This is a genomic window from Synechococcus sp. R55.3 (genome assembly GCF_047461975.1).
In the GTDB taxonomy this organism is placed as follows: Bacteria; Cyanobacteriota; Cyanobacteriia; order Thermostichales; family Thermostichaceae; genus Thermostichus.
Genome location: NZ_JANSIG010000003.1, coordinates 52,065 through 69,726 on the forward strand (window position 1 = coordinate 52,065; position 17,662 = coordinate 69,726).

Here is a 17,662-nt window from a genome sequence, read left to right on the forward strand (position 1 = left end):
TTCTTAGGACGGCTTGGCATCTGAGTCTGCACCTGTTGAGTCTACATCTGTGCCGACGAGCAGGTCGGCCTTTTGTAAAAGACGATGCACCTCCGCCCTCAGCTCCGGCCAGCGGTAGGTCAGTAAGTTTGCCTTGGAGATAAACAGCAGCCGGTATCCGGGTTTCAGGTTTGGGCACAGAGGGCGCAAGATTTCTCGCAACTGGCGTCGCAGCCGATTCCGTTTTACGGCAGATTTGCTCACCTTTCTGCCGATCACCAGCCCCACTTGGCTAGGGATCCCTTCGCACCCTGCGGGCATCGGCTGAAACAGCAGGGTCAAGCCTGCACCGGAACGACGTTGGCCCCCCTGGTAGAGCGCCTGAAAAGCTCGTCGATCCCGCAATCGATGAGGAGCCGGCAACATTGGGCACCGAGGAGAGTCTGCCCCAGAAGTCAGCGAGTTTTGGGCTGCAACGCTCCAAAAAACCAAGACAAATCAAATCTCTGACCAAAGGGCTTAGGAAACCGCCAGGCGATAACGCCCCTTGGCCCGCCGTCGCCGCAAGACCTGACGCCCAGTTGCCGTTCGCATTCTGGCCCGAAACCCAGAAACCCGAATGCGTCTGCGATTGGTGCCACGAAGGGTACGCTGAGTCATGGTGAGAAGCCAACTTATGAATCCAAGATCATTTGCCAGAGCTGACCAGACCGAAATTAGCCCGCTTGAAACTGATCGCAGACGATTAATCTTAGCAGACTCAATGGAAAATTGCTAGATTGGCCACCCCGCGCCGAGCAGTTAAATTGGGAATCCCGAAGCTCCTGTCGAGGAAGCCGCCGCTGTTTCCTCTGGGCTTCTGCTGTGTCGCTCTGAGTGTGTGGTGTGGATATTTCCCTGGATCAGCTCTGGGATGAAGCCCTGTGTCATCTGCAGGTGCAGCTCAGCCGCCCAACCTTTGAGGCTTGGATCAAAACGGCGCGGGCTGAATCGTTGGTGGACAACCGCCTCACCATCTGTACCCCCAGCGAATGGGCACGGGGCTGGCTGCAAAAGCACTACGCTTCCACCATCACCGAGGTGGTGCAGCGGGTAGCCGGGATCCCTTTGCAGGTGGAGTTTTCCGTTTCCCCCCATGCTCCGGTCGAGGAAGAACCCCCTTCAAGGGCGATTTCCCCAACATCGCGCAGAGCCGGCAGCTTACCTGCCTCCACCACCCTAGGACTGGAAGTCGGCGGCAGCCTGCCGATGCGGGCGCCGGATCTCAACCCCAAGTATTCCTTCTCACGGTTTGTGGTCGGCCCCAACAACCGCATGGCCCACGCAGCGGCCTTGGCCGTAGCAGACAAGCCCGGACGCGCCTACAACCCCCTGTTTCTCTGCGGCGGGGTAGGGCTGGGCAAAACCCACCTGATGCAGGCCATTGGCCACTACCAGCTAGAGGCAAATCCACAGGCCAAAGTCTTTTACGTGTCCACCGAACGGTTTACCAACGATTTAATCGATGCCATCCGGCGAGACAGCATGCAGTCTTTCCGGGAGCACTATCGAGATGTAGATATTTTATTGGTGGATGACGTTCAATTTATCGAAGGCAAAGAGTACACCCAAGAGGAGTTTTTTCACACCTTTAATACGCTGCACGAGTCCGGCAAACAGATCGTACTGGCCGCCGACCGTTCCCCCCATTTGATCCCTCGTCTGCAGGAACGTCTCTGTTCTCGGTTTTCGATGGGCCTGATTGCCGAAATTCAATCGCCGGATATCGAAACCCGCATGGCCATTCTGAAGAAGAAAGCCGAGTACGAGGGAATGAACTTGCCCGCAGAGGTGATCGAGTACATTGCCACCACCTACACCAGCAACATCCGCGAGCTGGAAGGCGCCCTGATCCGCGCCGTCGCCTATGTTTCCATTTCCGGCTTGCCGATGAGTGTAGAGACGATTCAGCCCATCCTCAATCCCCCCAGCGAGCCGAAAGAGATCACCGCCGACATGATTACCGATGTGGTCTGTGAAGAATTCGGCATCGACCGAGAAAGTTTACTGGGATCCTCCCGCAAGCGTGACATCAGCCAAGCACGGCAAATTGCCATGTTTTTGATGCGCCACTACACCAACCTCAGCTTGCCCAAAATTGGCGATTACTTTGGGGGAAAAGATCACACCACCGTTCTCTATAGCTGTGAGAAAGTCAGTCAGCTACAGCGGGAAAGTCTGCAGTTTGAACGGCAACTGCAAAAATTGGTCGAGCGCTTGCGGGTGGTTGCCAACAGCCGGAACAGCTAGGCTTTCTGTTGTCGTTGAGCCGTCTTTGAGGTGTTGTTGCCGCCCTTTGGCTCTGCCCGTCTGCGTGGAGAATCTCTCGGAAAGCAGCTACAGTAGGGACGCAATGAATGTGGTTGCAGGTGGTGAGACAGTCTGGCAAAGGGCTTCGCCTGGGTATGCTGCTCCTCTGGGCTGGACTGGTGCCTGAGCGGCCGGTTTGGGCCAATTCCCAGCAAGCCCCTATTCCAGATCCGGTGCCGGCCACCCTCTCAGCCGCTTTGGATTTGGGCTTGGATGACCGAATTTTAGAAGACAGCCCCGTGTTGCGCCGCTGGCTGCAAAACCCGCCCAATCTCCTGGAAGAAATCCGCAACACGCCCGTCTTGCCCACCCGCTTGCAGGCCGGCTTTGAGTCCTCTTCGCACTGGCGAATCAGCCTGCAGGATTTGCGCCTGGGAGATCGCCTCACCCTCAGTGGTGACTATCGCCAATCTTCCGAACATCCCGAAGTGCGCCAGTACGGGTCGGAGATGCGCTACTTTCTGGCCCCCCTGGGATCCCCTTTTAATCTGGCGCCACAACTGGGGTATCGGGCTTTGGAACAAAAAAACCGCAGCCTCAGCGGAGTTAGCTATGGGGCTTTTGCCGTTTTGGCCTTGGCTCCCGGAGCTGCAGATTTGACCGGTAGCTACAGTTGGGTTGCCCCCCAGGAGCCGGAAGAAGGACAGGCCACCCTGGCGGAGATCACCGCTGCCTATGCCATTAGCCCTTCTTTTCGTCTTTCTGCTCGCTATAGCCTGCGCAACTCGACCTTGGATCGGGAGTTTAGCTTTGGCGTTGGGCTGGAGTGGATCCCATAGAGTGCGCCCTCACTCCTAGTCTCTCTCTTGGTGGAAGAGGGGAGCCAGGGATCGGCATGACTTGGATTGGGGTAATGGCTCCGACATCGACTCGATGGCCACTGCACAACTTAACCCGGCCAAGATCAGAGGCGCACCGCCCGCACAAAGGCCACCCAACCCAAGCTGAGATAACGCTCCAACTGCAGCCCCACCTGTTGAAGGTGCTCGCGCAACTGGGTTTCTGAGAAAAAATGAAGGCCGGTGGCTTCCAGCCATTGCTGCACCATCTGCCCCCATCCCTGTACCTGCTGGCTGTGCATCGAGACAAAGGCCCCTCCCGGTTTCAACACACGGGCAATTTCCCGCAAACAGGGATCCAAAGGCAATTCGTTCAAGGTGGCCCCGCTGATCACCGCCCCAAAAGTTCCAGAGGCGAGGGGAAGCTGTTCGGCTCGGGCCCGCATCAGGCTGTAGTGCTGCCAGTGGGGCTGTGCCTGTTGAGCGGCTTCCGCCAATACCCCTGCTGCATTGTCCAGGCCGATCACCGTCCGCTGCGGATCCCTGGCCAGAATCAAGCGGCTCCAGTACCCCCCGGCAGTGCCCAAATCCAAGATGGGATCCCCCTCCCCCACCAACTCGGCCAGCAGTTGACCCTCCCGCTCGCTGCCAAAGCTCTCTCCCGTCAGCAGCGACAGGGCCCAGGGCCGCCAGAGGCGATCGTAGCCCCAGGCAAACCCAGGCAGATGGGCAATGGCTTGGGCCGGCGTGAGATGCAAGTCCGATGAGCTGCCGATAAAATCCACAGCCCCAGAAGCGGTAATGGGGTAAATTTGGCCACAACTGGGACAATAAACCCGATCCGCCGCGGATCCCTGTTCCCGCCCTGGTGATTGGGTCAACCCTTCCCGACCGCAGCTCAGGCAGCGATAGAGGTGAACCGGCAAAGCAGAGAGCGAAGAGAGCATGCGACAGCCCAACGCAACCCAAAATCGCGAGGAAAAGGGGGCAGCTGCCGGGATCCAGCCCCAACAACCCCCCCAGTTGTCTATCTGGCAATGGAGATGGGATCCCCTAGACCAGCTTTGGACTCCGTCCCGCTTCCGGGAATGGACTGGGTAGGCCGACCTTCTCCGGGATGGGCACATACTCCGAGACAATCGCCCGGAATTCGTCGCCATCCAGGGTTTCCCGTTCCACCAAGGTATCGGCCAATCGATCCAGCAGAGGGCGGTGCTCCAGCAAAATCTGCTTGGCCTTCTGGTAGCAGCTCTCCAGGATCTGCCGCACCTGGCGGTCGATCTTGGCGGCCACATCCTCCGAGTACTCGACGCGGTTCATCCAGCCGCCGCCCAAGAATACCTCGTTGTTGGGGGGATCCAACATCAAGGGCCCCAGCTCGGACATGCCAAAGCGGGTCACCATCTGCCGCACCAGATTCGTGTTCTGCTGTAGGTCGTTGCTGGCTCCGGTGGTCACTTCGGAGTAGCCGAAGACGATCTCTTCAGCCGCCCGACCGCCAAAGCCCACCACCACCCGATCCAGCAGCCAAGCGCGGCTGTACATGCCGGAGTCGATCTGCTCTTCGTTGGGCAGTTGCTGGGCAAAGCCACCCGCGCCGCCGGAGCGGGGAATGATGGTCACCTTGTTCAAGGGATCTGCATGGGGCAGCAGCGTCATCAGCAGGGCATGGCCGCACTCGTGGTAGGCGATCAGGCGCTTGCTCTTGCCGTCCAGAAGCGGCGGCTTGGTCAGGCCAATGGTGATGCGGTCAATGGCGTCCTCAATGTCTTGGTTGGTGATGGCCATGCGCTGACGGCGGGCCGCCAAAATGGCCGCTTCATTGAGCAGGTTGGCCAGATCCGCACCGGCAAAGCCAGGGGTACGGCGGGCAATCGCCTCCAGGCTGACCTCTTCCGCCAGCTTCTTGTTGCGGGCATGCACCCGCAAGATCTCGTAGCGCCCCTTGAAACTGGGCCGATCCACCGTAACCTGGCGGTCGAAGCGGCCCGGACGCAAGAGAGCGGCATCCAACACATCAGGGCGGTTGGTGGCGGCAATCACGATAATGCCGGTGTTGCCCTCAAAGCCGTCCATCTCCGTGAGCAACTGGTTCAGGGTTTGCTCGCGTTCGTCGTTGCCCCCGCCAATGCCGGCCCCCCGCTGCCGGCCCACCGCGTCGATCTCGTCGATGAAGACGATGCAAGGCGCATTCTCCTTGGCCTTCTTGAAGAGATCCCGTACGCGAGAGGCACCCACCCCGACAAACATTTCCACAAACTCAGAGCCGGACAGGCTAAAGAAAGGCACTCCTGCCTCGCCGGCAATGGCCTTGGCCAGAAGGGTTTTGCCCGTCCCCGGCGGCCCCACCAACAACACACCCTTGGGGATCTTGGCCCCCACCGCTGTGAAGCGCTCCGGCTTCTTCAGGAAGGTGACCACCTCTTGCAATTCTTCTTTGGCCTCTTCGATGCCGGCCACATCGTCGAACTTAACGCCGGTTTTGGCTTCCATCTGGAAGCGGGCCCGCGATTTGCCGAAGTTCATTGCCTGCCCAGGGCCGCCCGCTCCAGCACCGGCACGCCGCAGGAAAAAGAACAACCCTCCCAACAGCAACAGCGGGATCACCAGGTTGCCCAGAAGCGCCCAAAAGGCGCTGCCATTGCGGGTGGGTACCACTGCCACTTCGATCCCCTGCTCGGTGAGGCGATCCACCAGTTGCGGTACGGTGTTGGGCAGCAGGTTCACTCGGTAGCGGGTGGAATGCTGGGTCTGGGGATCCACAGCCGTAACTTCAGCTACCAGATTGTTGTCCGTGAGGCGCACATCCGTAACCCGCCCCTCCTCGACGTAGCGCAAAAAGCGATCGTAGGTGAGGGCCGAGGCCAAGGCTGCATGGGCAGGTACCAGGCCGGATCCCTGCCAGAGACAAAAGCCCAGCAGGAGGGCGATCAGCCAGCGCTGGGGAGATAGAGGCTTGTTCATAGGGAAGAGAACGCTCGGTTATTAAAAGTCCTTTAACAAACTTAACCTGTCCCTCCTGGAAGGCACAACCCTACCCCCGCAAGGATGAGCTCCTGAGGGATCCCTGCCCCATCCGATGCCCGCCACAAGCCTGCAGTTAGGCCGAGCCGGGGGATCCCAGCCGATCCAGCCCATAGACGCGCCGCCACATAGAGTCGGCCAGAGAGGCCGGCAGCAGCCGCATCAGCCCCAACGCCACCTTGCCCCCTGTGAAAGCAGTGTAGCGGTCGGAAGGGTGAGGATCCGTCATCGCCCTCAAGATCGGCTCCACCACTTTTTCCACCGGCCAGGCCATTTTGTTAAACGAGCTGGCCAGATCGGCGGTCTTGTCCAAGATCGCTTTGTAGGGGCCATTGGGGTTGACAACGGCAGCAAAGGTTTCTTCCGCCACGCGGCCAAACTCGGTGGCTACCGGCCCCGGCTCGATCAAGATGACCTTGATGCCGAAGGGGGCCACCTCCACCCGCAACGCATCGCTGAGGGCCTCCACAGCAAACTTGGTTGCGTTGTAAACGCCACTGAAGGGCATCGACATCTGGCCGGCCACCGAGCTGAGGTTGAGGATGCGGCCACTGCCCCGTTCCCGCATTTGGGGCAAGAGGGCACGGGTGAGGGCGTGCAAGCCAAATACATTCACCTCAAACTGGCGCCGCATGGCCGCCACATCCACCTCTTCCACCGGCCCCATCTGGCCATAGCCGGCGTTGTTCACCAGGATATCCACCCGGCCAAAATGATCCAGAGCCTTTTGGGCCAGCGCCTCCACCTGGGCCGTATCGGCCATGTCGGTGGGCACCACCAGCGCCTCCGCTCCCCGACTCTCCACCAAGTCTTTGACGTTTCGCAGCAGCCCTTCCCGGCGGGCCGCCAGCACCAAGCGAGCCCCGCGTTTGGCCGCCTCCAGAGCGACTGCTTCCCCAATTCCAGCAGAGGCACCAGTAATCAGCACCACTTGATTGGCAAGTGAAGGCATGGTTTCCTTGATCCAAACTCTTCAACATCCTAGAAGAACGACTGGGATCCCTGGAGAGGGGCAGCTCCGTCTTCCGAACTTCTGGATTCGGCATCCGGTATTATGGCTATGATGGGGTGAGCCCAAAAAACAGCCGGGACAAAGCCCGATGGACAAGCTTCCTCTTGGGCTGAGGTCTTGCGGCGCTTTGACCAAAGTCTAAAGTGTAGAGAATGGGGTATAGGGTGCAGCGACTGTGAAGTACTTCTGCAGACGAATTGGCCGAGGTCGATCTCTGTCGCCGGAAGAGCGCTGGGCCGTTACCGAGGCCCGCTTGGCTCAATTGCTCAGGGCAGCGGAAGCCAACCTCAAGGCCAACTCTGAGCTGCGGCAGCAGCAGCAGGAGCAGCAAAAGCAACTGGAAGCCGAGCGCCGCCACAGCGAAGCCCTGAGAGACTCGACCGCCGATTTGCGCACCAGCGTAATGGAGCTGCGGGAAGGACAGGCTCTTTGGCAGAACCAGGTGGACGAGCTGCGCTCCTGTCTGCGGGAGTTGCTCAAGGAACAAAGTGAACTGGTGCAGATTGTTGCCCAGCAGCAGCACATCCTGAAGGATTGTCAGGAAGTCATCCGCGCCATGCTGGAGCAAATGCGAGATGACCACCGGGACTTCCGCTCTGCCATCAGCATCTTGCTGGAGGAGCTGCACCAAACCGTGCGCTGTTTGGTTCTCAAGGCAGGTGGAACCCTTCCCAAGCCCGTTCGCCATCCCGAAGCGCCGGAGACGGATCCCGGCTCCCCGCCGACCGATTCGGCCTCGCCTGGGGAAGGCTCTTCGTCCTAGGGATCTTCTGCTCCCCCAAGAGCTATCCCACATCGCCTTCCGGCAGCCACTGCGGCCAGAACAGGCGCAACTCCCTGACCCGCTCCCCTTTGACCAGCAGGGATCCGTCCCCGGATCGGCTTTGCAGCGGGATGTCAGCAGGGGAGAAGGAGTACATCCGTTCGGACTCCGTGAGCACATCCAGTTGCAGATGGGGATGCTGCTCCAAATCGGGGGGGAGACCCACCAAGCTCGCCAAGCCATCTCCCCGGTCGGAGAAGTGAAAGGCCGGCACGCCCACTTGACCCCGCTCCAGGATGGGGATCTCGCTCAGGGGCAAGCGCTTCAGGTGGCCCAACCGGCTGGCCAGAACCAGGATCCCTTGCGGGGGCAGCAGCGCCATACCAACTATTCGCTCGGCGCGCCCCAAACGCAGGGCCGGCGATCCCATAGCCGCCCGACCCATCAGGGGAATCTGTTGGACATCCAGCCGCAGCACCCGTCCCCCTGAAGTCGCCAGAGCAACGCTGTAGCCTTGGCAGCCGGGATCCCAAAGGGCTGCCCAGCCCAGCTCATCTCCCTCTTTTAGCTTTAGGACAGTGGATCCCCGTTGGGTGAGGCCCATCAACTCTGCCAGGGCCAGCCGCTTGATCCGCCCCTGCCGGCTGAGCACCACCAAACTTGCCTTGCCCGGATCCGGAGCCAACGTGAAGGTGGCAACCATCGGCTCGGGGTTGGGGAGAAGGGTAACCAGAGGCACCCCCCGTGAAGAGCCAGTGCTGAGGGGGATCCCTGCGATGGGCACGGTAAAAGCCTTGCCGCCGGCGGTGAGCACCAAGATTTCCTGCTCCAGCGTGGCGCATTCCAGGCCGACCAGCACATCTTCCCCCAGTTCCCGTTGCGCGGGGTTGCTGCGGGAGCGACGGCTAGGCAGAGGCAGGCGGCGCACATAGCCCTTGCGGGTGAATTGCAGCAAGAAGTGGGTCTCTTCCGTCTCTTCGCCGCTGGGGATTTGGGCCACTTCCGCTTCCAGCTCCGAGGCCGAGAGGATCTGGGTGCGCCGGGGATCCCCGAAGGTCTTTTTCAGGTGTCGCAGCTCTTTTTTCAAATAATTCAAGAGCTTGCGGCGGTCGCTGAGTAGCCCCTGCAGTTCTTCGATGCGGGTCTGCAACTGGGCGTGTTCCTGGTGCAGCCGTTCCCGCTCCAATCCCGTCAGGCGACGCAGAGGCATGGCCAAAATCGTCTCTGCCTGCTGGGGGGTACAGCCCAGGCGAGTTTGCAATTGGGCTTTGGCCGTGGTGCCATCGGGCGCTTGCCGCAGCAGCTCGATCACCCCCTCCAGATCCGCCAACGCCAGCAACATTCCTGCCACCTCTTCCGCCTTGCGCTGCACCTGCTGCAACTCGGCACGGAACATCCGGTTGAGGGTGGCCTCGCGAAATTGCAAAAAGTGTTGCAGGATGTCCTTGAGGCTGAGCTGCCGCGGTTCCCCGTTCACCAAAGCCAGCAGGATGGCTCCAAAGTTGCTTTGCAAAGGGGTGAGCTTATACAACTGCTGCAAAACCGCCTGCGGGTTGGCTTCTCGCTTGAGCTCCACCACCACGCGAATGCCGCTGCGATCCGACTCATCCCGCAGATCGGCGATGCCGCTGATGCGGTCTTGGTTGGCCAGCTCGGCCACTTTTTCGATCCAGGCGGCTTTGTTCACCTGGTAGGGAAATTCAGTGATCACCAGAGCAGGCCGCCGGTGGCGTCCTTTGCCCGGCTGGATCTCCTCAAATCGGGCTACCCCCCGCAGGGTGATGGAACCGCGCCCGGTGAGGTAGGCTTCGCGGATCCCTTGGCTGTCTAAGATTTGGCCGCCGGTGGGAAAATCCGGCCCTGGGATCCACCGCAACAGCTCCTCAGGGCTGAGGTCGGGATGGTCGATCAAAGCCAACAGGCCATCCACCACTTCCCCCAGGTTGTGGGGTGGGATATTGGTGGCCATGCCCACAGCAATGCCGGCAGAGCCGTTGAGCAGCAAAATGGGCAAGCGGGCCGGAAGAACGGTGGGCTCCGCCTGGGATCCGTCGAAATTGGGCATGAAATCGACGATCTCTTCCGACACCTGCTCCAGAAGCGCTGTGTGGCTCAGCTCCGCCAGCCGGCACTCCGTGTAGCGCATAGCCGCCGGTGGGTCATCATCCACAGAGCCGAAGTTGCCGTGTCCCGCCACCAGGGGATAGCGGCTGGAAAAGTCTTGCACCATGCGCACCAGCGCGTCATAGACCGCCTGATCCCCGTGGGGGTGATATTTCCCCAGCACATCCCCCACCACCCGTGCGCATTTGCGGTAGGGGCGATCCGGCGTCAGGCCCAGCTCGTGCATGGCGTAGAGGATGCGGCGGTGTACCGGCTTGAGGCCATCCCGCACATCCGGCAAGGCCCGCCCCACGATCACGCTCATGGCGTATTCCAGGTAGGAGCGCTGCATCTCCCCCTGCAAATCGGTTACAATCACCCGACCCAGACGGGATCCCCCACCCGAGCCAAATCCCAGTCCGTCGAGAGTCAGTTGCTGAGTCATGGCACAAAGGAGCGGAACGCTTTCCAGGTTACCGAAAAAACGCCGTAAAGCCCTGCCCTTGAGGGCAGGGGGGTATGTCAATCTAGCCGCTTCTGCGGGCCCCGCGAGAGGGATCCCATCTCAGAAGAAGTGAAGAAGTTGAGAGCAGACCGAACCCCGCAACTCCCGCCTCGTGCTATGACTTGAAGCGGCAGCACCCACCGCAACACCACTATGGCCGATACCCCGATCCGCTTTGGCACCGACGGCTGGCGAGCCGTGATCGCCGATGGCTTTACTTTCCAAAACTTGACTGTTGCAGCCCAGGCCAGCGCCCAAGTCTTGGCCCGCACCTACCCCGGCGAAGGGATCCTGGTCGGCTACGACAACCGCTTTCTTTCGGAACGCTTTGCCGCCCACGTTGCTGAGGTGGTGGCCCGCCTGGGGATCCCAGTTTACCTCTCCACCTGTGTGGCCCCAACGCCGGCCTTTAGCTGGGGTGCCAAGGAGCGGGGCTGCCACGGCGCTTTGGTGATCACCGCCAGCCACAACCCCCCCCACTATTCCGGCCTCAAGGTCAAGGGAGGATTTGGTGGATCCGTGCCCCCGGAAGTTACTGCTGCCATCGAGCAGGAGATGCAAAACCTGAAACCGCTGGGATCCGCAAAGGCTCCTATTGAAACCTGGGATCCCTGGCCTGGCTACCTGGCCCAGCTCAGCCGCTTTGTGGATCTGGAAAAGCTCAAAGGATCCCCGGCCAAGATTTGGGTGGATGTCATGTTTGGCTCTGGCGCTGGCGGCCTCAAGCGCCTCTTGGGGGAGAAGGTCATTGAGTTGCAGGCGCATCGGGATCCCTTGTTTGGGGGATTTCCCCCTGAGCCCTTGCCCCAAAACCTGCAGGCTTCCGCTCAGATCATCGCAGCGGATCCGGCCCCCTTGAAAATGGGCCTGGTCTTTGATGGAGATGCCGACCGCATTGCCGCCCTGGATGGGCAGGGCCATTTCCTCAGCCCGCAGATCCTGATCCCCATCTTGATCGACCACCTGGCCGGGCGACGCGGCTTGCGGGGCGAGATTGTCAAAACCATCAGCGGCTCCGAACTGTTTGTTAAAGTTGCACAGCACTATGGCCTACCGGTTACGGAAATGCCGGTGGGCTTTAAGTACATCGCCGAGCGCATGATGAGCACAGAGGTGCTCTTGGGTGGAGAGGAATCGGGCGGCATCGGCTACCTGGGCCACATTCCCGAGCGGGATGCCCTGCTTTCGGCCCTGTATCTCATCGAAGCGGTTACGGAAACCGGCCAAGATCTCAGCACCATCTACCGGGCTTTGCAGGAACGGGAAGGGTTCACCTCTGTTTACCTGCGCCGCGATCTCCACCTCGCGGATCAAAACCAACAAACTGAGTTATTCAAACGGCTACAGATGGATCCCCCGGCTGAGATTTTGGGGCAGCAGGTGATCAAACATTTTGATCGCGACGGCCACAAATTCGTCCTCGCCGATGGAAGCTGGGTGATGATTCGCGGCAGCGGCACCGAGCCTCTGCTGAGGTTGTACTCAGAAGCCAAAGACACAGGAGAAGTAAACACTCTCCTAGATTGGGCAACATCATTGATAGCTTAGTTCAGAACCGAATATGAGCCCTACCATCTGATTCCAGAAAGCACCTACCAAGCACTCCTAGCGCCTGGGAGAGGCACCTTGGCGTATTTGCATTTTGCTAGGACAAACCTTAGCCGCTCCCTAGCTTTATACAGACTTTTGAAGAGTTGTAGAGCAATCTGTATTGAATTGTGAACCCATCATTCATTTTCCCAGAAATCCTCTCTGGCCAAGACTGCCTAGTAGCTACTCGTCTTAATACTCAGACTGGATTACTATAGTGATTTTGGAAGAATCCCATGATTGAAATTTGAGGACTGAAGACAGTGAAGCATGGCCACTTTCAAGGAAGATAAACTCAGCTTCTCGTTGAGAAGCTACGGCAAAGAGTTGAGCTAGAAAGATGACTGATTACTTGATACTTGGATTGATACTTGGAGCTGCAGAAACTTAATTGCGATGAAATTTATCGTACAGCTTTAAGTTAAGCACCTCCGCCTTGAGTTACTACAATAGTTATATTTCCTACGGCCAGCTGTCCAGTGGCATCTACAGCTGAGATTTGTAAATCATAAATTCCAGGGAAAATAAATGCAGCGTTGATAAAAACTTGATTGTTGATAAAAGCAAAGGAGAACGAGGCTGTGAAAGTGCCATTTGGATTAGTAATCGTGGATGGCACAGGAGTTGGATCAATTTGAACGTCAACAGTAATTGGTGGAATGCCGCCAGAAATTCTTGCAACAATTGCATTAACATTGGCTGTCCCAGAAATTAGACCAGCACCAGGACCAGTTCCTGTACCTACAGGGATTACAGTATTGATTTGATCTCGACCGGGCAAAATAGAGACCGTCAAGACTGGAGGAATTGGAGCAGGAGCTACAGGCCCTTCAGCGACAATCGGAGGAACAGCATCAGGGGTAACAACTGGGTCAATGGTCGGTGCAGAAACAGGCCGAGGGATTCCTGGCGTGGGTTGAGCTGCAGCTACAGGACTAGATCCCACGTTGGTTCCACCTGTTTCAACAGTTGGGTTTTGCACAGGGATGATTGGCCCTGGCAAAAAACTTGTAACATTTTTATCCTTAGCCTGTTGACACCCAATAAGAGTCAAAGACATCAACACAAGCGAGGTTCCACCTATTGCCAGTGTTTTAAACTTAATCATCACCACACCCTCTCACACTCACTGAAGTTCTCAACTAAGCCTTTAACTCATTTGGCAAGCCATTGCTGGGATTACCTTCTCTACAGATTTCCACAAGCAGGAATCTGAGAGCCACGAATTTCTGTTCGGCTTTCTTCTCCACTAAATATAGAATCGTCAACTCTTAGCACCTGACCAAAACTATCACGAATAGTTAAGATGATCAGAATGTCATCACCAGTCAGCTCGTCTGTGATCTGAACCTGCCCCTGTGCATCAACTCTACGAACGCCACGAATGGCTTTAGAAAGAATTCTGAGATCATTAAAGTAGCGGGGATCCGTCGGAAAAGTAAAGCTAAAGGTAAATCCCGTCGCATCAAGGAATGTATTTCCTCTGCCAATCAATAGATTCTTAAATTGTTCTAAAGCAGTTGGGAGTATAACATCTGTCACGTCTGTTCCACAGGTGATGTTTAAAACCTGTACATCAACGCTAGCAATGGTCCCACGCACGATCAAACCAGTTATATCGATCTTATAGGATAGCGAGGCAAACTCCTGATCGGCATTGAAGCCGCCCCCTGGCCCAAATTGAGGCGGATCCGGCAGATCGGGTTGAACTGGCGGCGGGGTGATGGGGGCAAAGTCCGGCCCGGGGCGGAAGGTGATGGGCGTGAGGTTGGGTGAAATGGTGGGAGCCACAGCCACGGGAGGAGGCGTGGCACCGCTAGAAGCCAGTAGAGGCGGCACCCCGCTGGTGGTCTCGCTACTGCAGCCGGTAATCAGCGCAACCGAAGCACAGGTTGCCCAAAGAGAGAGGCCGCCACGGCCAAGGGCTGAGCCAAAACGTCGTCTCATCGAAAAATCTCCACTCACTCACACCACAGCAAACGTCTTAGGCAGCGTCCAGCGGGGATCCACCGAGCTTGCTCAAGTCTTATGCATCTGCACAATTTCAAGGGGGATGCCTGCTGTTAGTTCTACTGCATCCTAGAGCGTTGTCAAGCGAGCGGCAGAGCAAATGCAAGAAATTGTTCTGGAAATGGCCCATCCCCTAGATATGGGGTATCATAGCCTCGAGCAGGGGCGGCCAGCTTACCTGTAGCGTTAGGGGTTGGGTGCCTTCTCCCCATTTTGTGTGTGGATTTGCCCAGATTTAAGGTGTGTGAGGAAGTGCCGTATGAACTTCAAAGGTCGCTCGTTGGCGGTTTTGTGTGGAGTCTTGCTGCTAGGCGGCTGCGGAGAAGTTAATGAGTCTCCGACCTTGCCTGGGCCCGTCCAGGTGGATCCCACGGCGTTTGTCTCGGCGCAGGAGTACCGCTTTACCCCCGGCTCGGTGCTGGAGACCACCAGCCTCCGGTTGGACTACGTCAATCCGAGGTTTGACAATGGGATCCCTGTGCGTACCAACCCCTTGCAGGGAAGCGGTGAAGCTCGCATCGCCAATGTTGAAGCCCGCATCTTGCCCGTGAACGAGATCCCAGCCACTGAGCTGACGATTGACTCAACTCTTCGCTCCAGCACGCTGGCCATCCAAATTGGGCGAACCACACCGCTGGTGAATCTCATTGCCTTTGGCCCCAGCGACGGCAAGCTATCGACCCAGTTCAGTATTGCCGGGCTGGTTGCCCTTTCCACCAACCCCAACGACCAGCGCATTCGAGTCAATACAACCTTTAGAGCTGCCGTTCCGGATACGAAAACTGTTTTAACTTTGACCGTGCGCCGCATCTTGGTTAGCCGCAATGGCAACCAAGTCGTCTTAGAGGGAGATTCTTCTCTCATTGTCCCCACTGTGGGTGTATTGTTTGAAAACGGTGGCCCTGGCCCCGGTGGTGAGATTTTGGCGCCTGGCTCCTTTGTCAACCCTCCTCCACCCCAAGGTCCTGTAGTCGCTATTCTCCAAACAGGCAGTTTCTCCGCGAGCTTTGTGGTGCGGCAGCGGGGGGTTGCGGGCGATGGCACTCCTGAGGATGCCTTGGCTCTCTTTGCCCGCCTGAACTTCCGGCCCAACCAGGCGGAGATTGTCTATCGTCCTGCCCAGGTGGGTACGCAGTCGGTACTGTTCGCTCCGGATCCGACTCGACCGAACATCTTGCCCAATCAGTTGGTTCGCATCCGCCGCCTGTTGAACGGTCGTGTTCAAGCGGAGTTTGATCCGGCCAACACCAGCACAGTTCTCAACTTTGTGCAGGTCAGCCCCCCACCGCGACCTTTCCCCACACCGATACCGCAATTGCCGGTTCCTGATCGTCCGGGTGCCCCAACAGTCTTTGATTACTTTTTCTCATTGCGCACAGAGCGCTCTACAGGTACCTTACCCGGCTCGCCCGTGGAAGGAGACAACCCTCAGCCCGTTATCCTTCAAGGCATTGTACCTACCACAGGAGATTTCGTCTTCCGCACCTTGGCTGGAGCACAATTAGCGGGGCCGTTTAACCGGCTTGATATTGGTGGGGGAACACAAAGAGGAAATCTGAACCTTGTCTTCGATTCAACGACCTCTGCTGAGCGCATTTCCGGCCAGTGGTTCCTGGAACAAGAGTTCCCCACCGGCAACATTGAAGGTGGGACGGAAGATGAACCAGGGAATGATGCTAGCCGGGAAGGGGCCATTTTGATCATCCGTGGGTTCTTTGAGGGAACTGAGGTGCGGCTGTAACCCAGGCAACCCGTTTGATCCCAGAGCAGGGATCCGCTCTGGCTTGGCCCTTGTGGCTGAGCCTTTTTTGTCCGTTAAAGATTTGGTAGATCGCTGAGCACCACCTGCGCGCAGTTGTGGCCAGGGATCCCGGTCACTCCGCCTCCTGGGTGCGCCCCTGAGCCGCAGAGGTAAAGGCCGGGAATGGGGGATCGATAGTCGGCCAGGCCGGAGATGGGCCGCAGGTTGTAGCTTTGATCCGGCGTCATTTCCCCGTGAAAAATACTGCCCCCCACAAGGCCGAAGCGGGCCTCCAGATCCACGGGCGACAACATCTGCCGTGCGATCACGGCGTTTTTAATGTTGGGGGCAAATTGGGCAATTTTGTCGATTACCCGATCGGCAAATTCTTCCCGCAGGCCATCGTTCCAGTCTCGCCCTTTGGGTTGGTAAGGCACAAACTGACAGAAACAGGAGAGGATGTGCTTGCCTGGGGGAGCCATTGTCGGGTCGGTGGGGGATTGGCTGTAGATCTCGATAAACGGATCCCGGGAAGGGATCCCGTATTTGCAATCATCCCAAGCCCGCTCCAGATAGGCCACCGAGGGGGCAATATCCACTGTGGCAGAGCTGACAACTTCTGGGGGCACTTCAGCAGGGGCCGCCGTGTAGCGGGGCAGTTCCTCCAGGGCCAAGTTGAGCTTGTACACCGGGCCTGAGGTGCGGTAGTGCCGTTCTAGCCGGTCACGCAAGTCTGGGGGCAAAGAGGAGCAGAGTCGCAAAAAGGTGATCTGGGGATGGGCATTGGAGAGAACCGCCCGCGCCCGCACGGTTTCCCCCGATTCGAGGATAACCCCAGCGGCCTGCCCACTCTCCATCAAGATCTCCGCCACTGGAGCAGACGTGCGGATCTCCACCCCCAAGTCCAGAGCTGCCTTGGCCATCGCTTGGGTAATGGATCCCATCCCACCGCGCACATAGCCCCAGACCCCACGCGAGCCAATAGCCCGACCTACCGCATGGACCAGCCAAATGTAGGGCGTACCCGGAGTCATCGGCCCGGCTGAGGTGCCGATCAAAGATTGGGGAGCCATCGCCGCCTTGACTTGCTCCGACTCGAAGAATTCATCCAGGAGATCAGTGGTCGAGAGGAGCATGATGCGGCGGAAATCGTCTTCATAGCCAGCAGCTGCAAAGCGATCCGCCAGTTGGCCCAGTGAAATCGGCGGCTGCATTAAGGTTGGCTCCACCACCTCGTTCACCCGATCCCAAAACTCCTCCCAGCGGTCGTAGGCTTCCGCATCTTTGCGGGAAAACTTGGCAATTTCCGCCTTGCTCTTGGCACGGTTATCGGCATACAGGAAGAGGTGCTGCCCATCCGGGAAGGGCATGAAATAGGAAGGTTGCTTGGCGTAGACCTCAAAGCCATAGTCCGGCAGGCGCAGATCGCGGATGATCTCCGGGCGCAGCAAACTACAGGAGTAGGAAGCCACCGACACGCGAAAGCCTGGGTGAATTTCTTCCGTAATGGCAGCACCACCAACGGTGTGATAGCGCTCCAGCACTAGCACTTTTTGCCCCGCTTTGGCCAAATAGCAAGCGCTCACCAGCCCGTTGTGGCCGGCCCCAATCACCACCGCGTCGTAGCTCATCAACAATCCTTCTGCAAACGCTTCTCCACCCACAATACTCCTGCCAGCCAAGACTCGATCTGCCGGCAAGGGATCCCTGCCTTAACCGATGGAAAAAACGTAAACTACCCGACCCTGACTGCTTCGCAGTACAGGGCGGGCTTTCGGTAGCCCTGCAGTTGGCAAGCCAACCACGA

The 17,662-nt window shown here is 58.2% G+C and carries 14 protein-coding genes; 5 read left to right on the top strand and 9 right to left on the bottom strand.

Features of this window, described 5'->3' with window-relative positions; genetic code table 11:
- Positions 1-3 precede the first annotated feature (3 nt).
- Together rnpA and rpmH are read right to left on the bottom strand one after the other, a co-directional pair.
- Entirely contained in the window at positions 4-405 is a 402-nt protein-coding gene (rnpA, locus tag NW849_RS01060; protein ID WP_414355543.1) for a ribonuclease P protein component, read from the bottom strand.
- A gap of 93 nt (positions 406-498) precedes the next feature.
- Positions 499-639 (bottom strand): 50S ribosomal protein L34, encoded by a 141-nt coding sequence (rpmH, locus tag NW849_RS01065; protein ID WP_011434477.1) that lies wholly within the window; start codon positions 637-639, stop codon positions 499-501.
- Between the two features lie 225 nt (positions 640-864).
- Between rpmH and dnaA the strand changes: the two genes are divergently transcribed.
- The gene (dnaA, locus tag NW849_RS01070; RefSeq protein ID WP_414355544.1) at positions 865-2,268 is read left to right on the top strand and encodes a chromosomal replication initiator protein DnaA; all 1,404 of its coding nucleotides are present in this window, start codon (positions 865-867) and stop codon (positions 2,266-2,268) included.
- Positions 2,269-2,423: 155 nt separating this feature from the next.
- Entirely contained in the window at positions 2,424-3,107 is a 684-nt protein-coding gene (locus NW849_RS01075) for a hypothetical protein (RefSeq protein ID WP_414355545.1), read from the top strand.
- A 125-nt stretch (positions 3,108-3,232) separates the two neighbouring features.
- Here NW849_RS01075 and NW849_RS01080 read toward each other — a convergent pair whose 3' ends face one another.
- The 3 genes from NW849_RS01080 to NW849_RS01090 all read right to left on the bottom strand — a co-directional run bounded on the left by NW849_RS01080 (position 3,233) and on the right by NW849_RS01090 (position 7,083).
- Positions 3,233-4,054 carry a class I SAM-dependent methyltransferase gene (locus tag NW849_RS01080; RefSeq protein WP_414355546.1) on the bottom strand — a complete coding sequence of 274 codons (822 nt, stop codon included), beginning with the start codon at positions 4,052-4,054 and terminating at the stop codon, positions 3,233-3,235.
- Positions 4,055-4,160: 106 nt separating this feature from the next.
- Positions 4,161-6,071 (bottom strand): ATP-dependent zinc metalloprotease FtsH, encoded by a 1,911-nt coding sequence (ftsH, locus tag NW849_RS01085; protein ID WP_414355547.1) that lies wholly within the window; start codon positions 6,069-6,071, stop codon positions 4,161-4,163.
- A 136-nt stretch (positions 6,072-6,207) separates the two neighbouring features.
- Positions 6,208-7,083 (bottom strand): SDR family NAD(P)-dependent oxidoreductase, encoded by an 876-nt coding sequence (locus tag NW849_RS01090; RefSeq protein WP_414355548.1) that lies wholly within the window; start codon positions 7,081-7,083, stop codon positions 6,208-6,210.
- A 235-nt stretch (positions 7,084-7,318) separates the two neighbouring features.
- Between NW849_RS01090 and NW849_RS01095 the strand changes: the two genes are divergently transcribed.
- Positions 7,319-7,906 carry a hypothetical protein gene (locus NW849_RS01095; RefSeq protein ID WP_414355549.1) on the top strand — a complete coding sequence of 196 codons (588 nt, stop codon included), beginning with the start codon at positions 7,319-7,321 and terminating at the stop codon, positions 7,904-7,906.
- 22 nt (positions 7,907-7,928) lie between these two features.
- On the opposite strand, the gene NW849_RS01100 is transcribed toward NW849_RS01095, so the two are convergent.
- Positions 7,929-10,454, bottom strand: a complete 2,526-nt coding sequence (locus NW849_RS01100) for a DNA gyrase/topoisomerase IV subunit A (RefSeq protein WP_414355550.1) — start codon at positions 10,452-10,454, stop codon at positions 7,929-7,931.
- A gap of 213 nt (positions 10,455-10,667) precedes the next feature.
- Between NW849_RS01100 and NW849_RS01105 the strand changes: the two genes are divergently transcribed.
- Positions 10,668-12,062, top strand: coding sequence for a phosphoglucomutase/phosphomannomutase family protein (locus NW849_RS01105; protein ID WP_414355551.1), 1,395 nt, complete (start codon positions 10,668-10,670; stop codon positions 12,060-12,062).
- A gap of 463 nt (positions 12,063-12,525) precedes the next feature.
- Here the strand turns inward: NW849_RS01105 and NW849_RS01110 are convergent, their stop codons facing one another.
- Both NW849_RS01110 and NW849_RS01115 read right to left on the bottom strand, forming a co-directional pair.
- Positions 12,526-13,215, bottom strand: a complete 690-nt coding sequence (locus tag NW849_RS01110; RefSeq protein WP_414355552.1) for a hypothetical protein — start codon at positions 13,213-13,215, stop codon at positions 12,526-12,528.
- Positions 13,216-13,292: 77 nt separating this feature from the next.
- Complete coding sequence (locus tag NW849_RS01115) at positions 13,293-13,901, bottom strand: hypothetical protein (protein WP_414355553.1); 609 nt, start codon at positions 13,899-13,901, stop codon at positions 13,293-13,295.
- A gap of 472 nt (positions 13,902-14,373) precedes the next feature.
- Here NW849_RS01115 and NW849_RS01120 point away from each other — a divergent pair, with 472 nt between their 5' ends.
- The gene (locus tag NW849_RS01120; RefSeq protein ID WP_414355554.1) at positions 14,374-15,855 is read left to right on the top strand and encodes a hypothetical protein; all 1,482 of its coding nucleotides are present in this window, start codon (positions 14,374-14,376) and stop codon (positions 15,853-15,855) included.
- Between the two features lie 74 nt (positions 15,856-15,929).
- On the opposite strand, the gene NW849_RS01125 is transcribed toward NW849_RS01120, so the two are convergent.
- Positions 15,930-17,537 (bottom strand): phytoene desaturase family protein, encoded by a 1,608-nt coding sequence (locus NW849_RS01125; protein ID WP_414355555.1) that lies wholly within the window; start codon positions 17,535-17,537, stop codon positions 15,930-15,932.
- Positions 17,538-17,662: the final 125 nt, after the last annotated feature.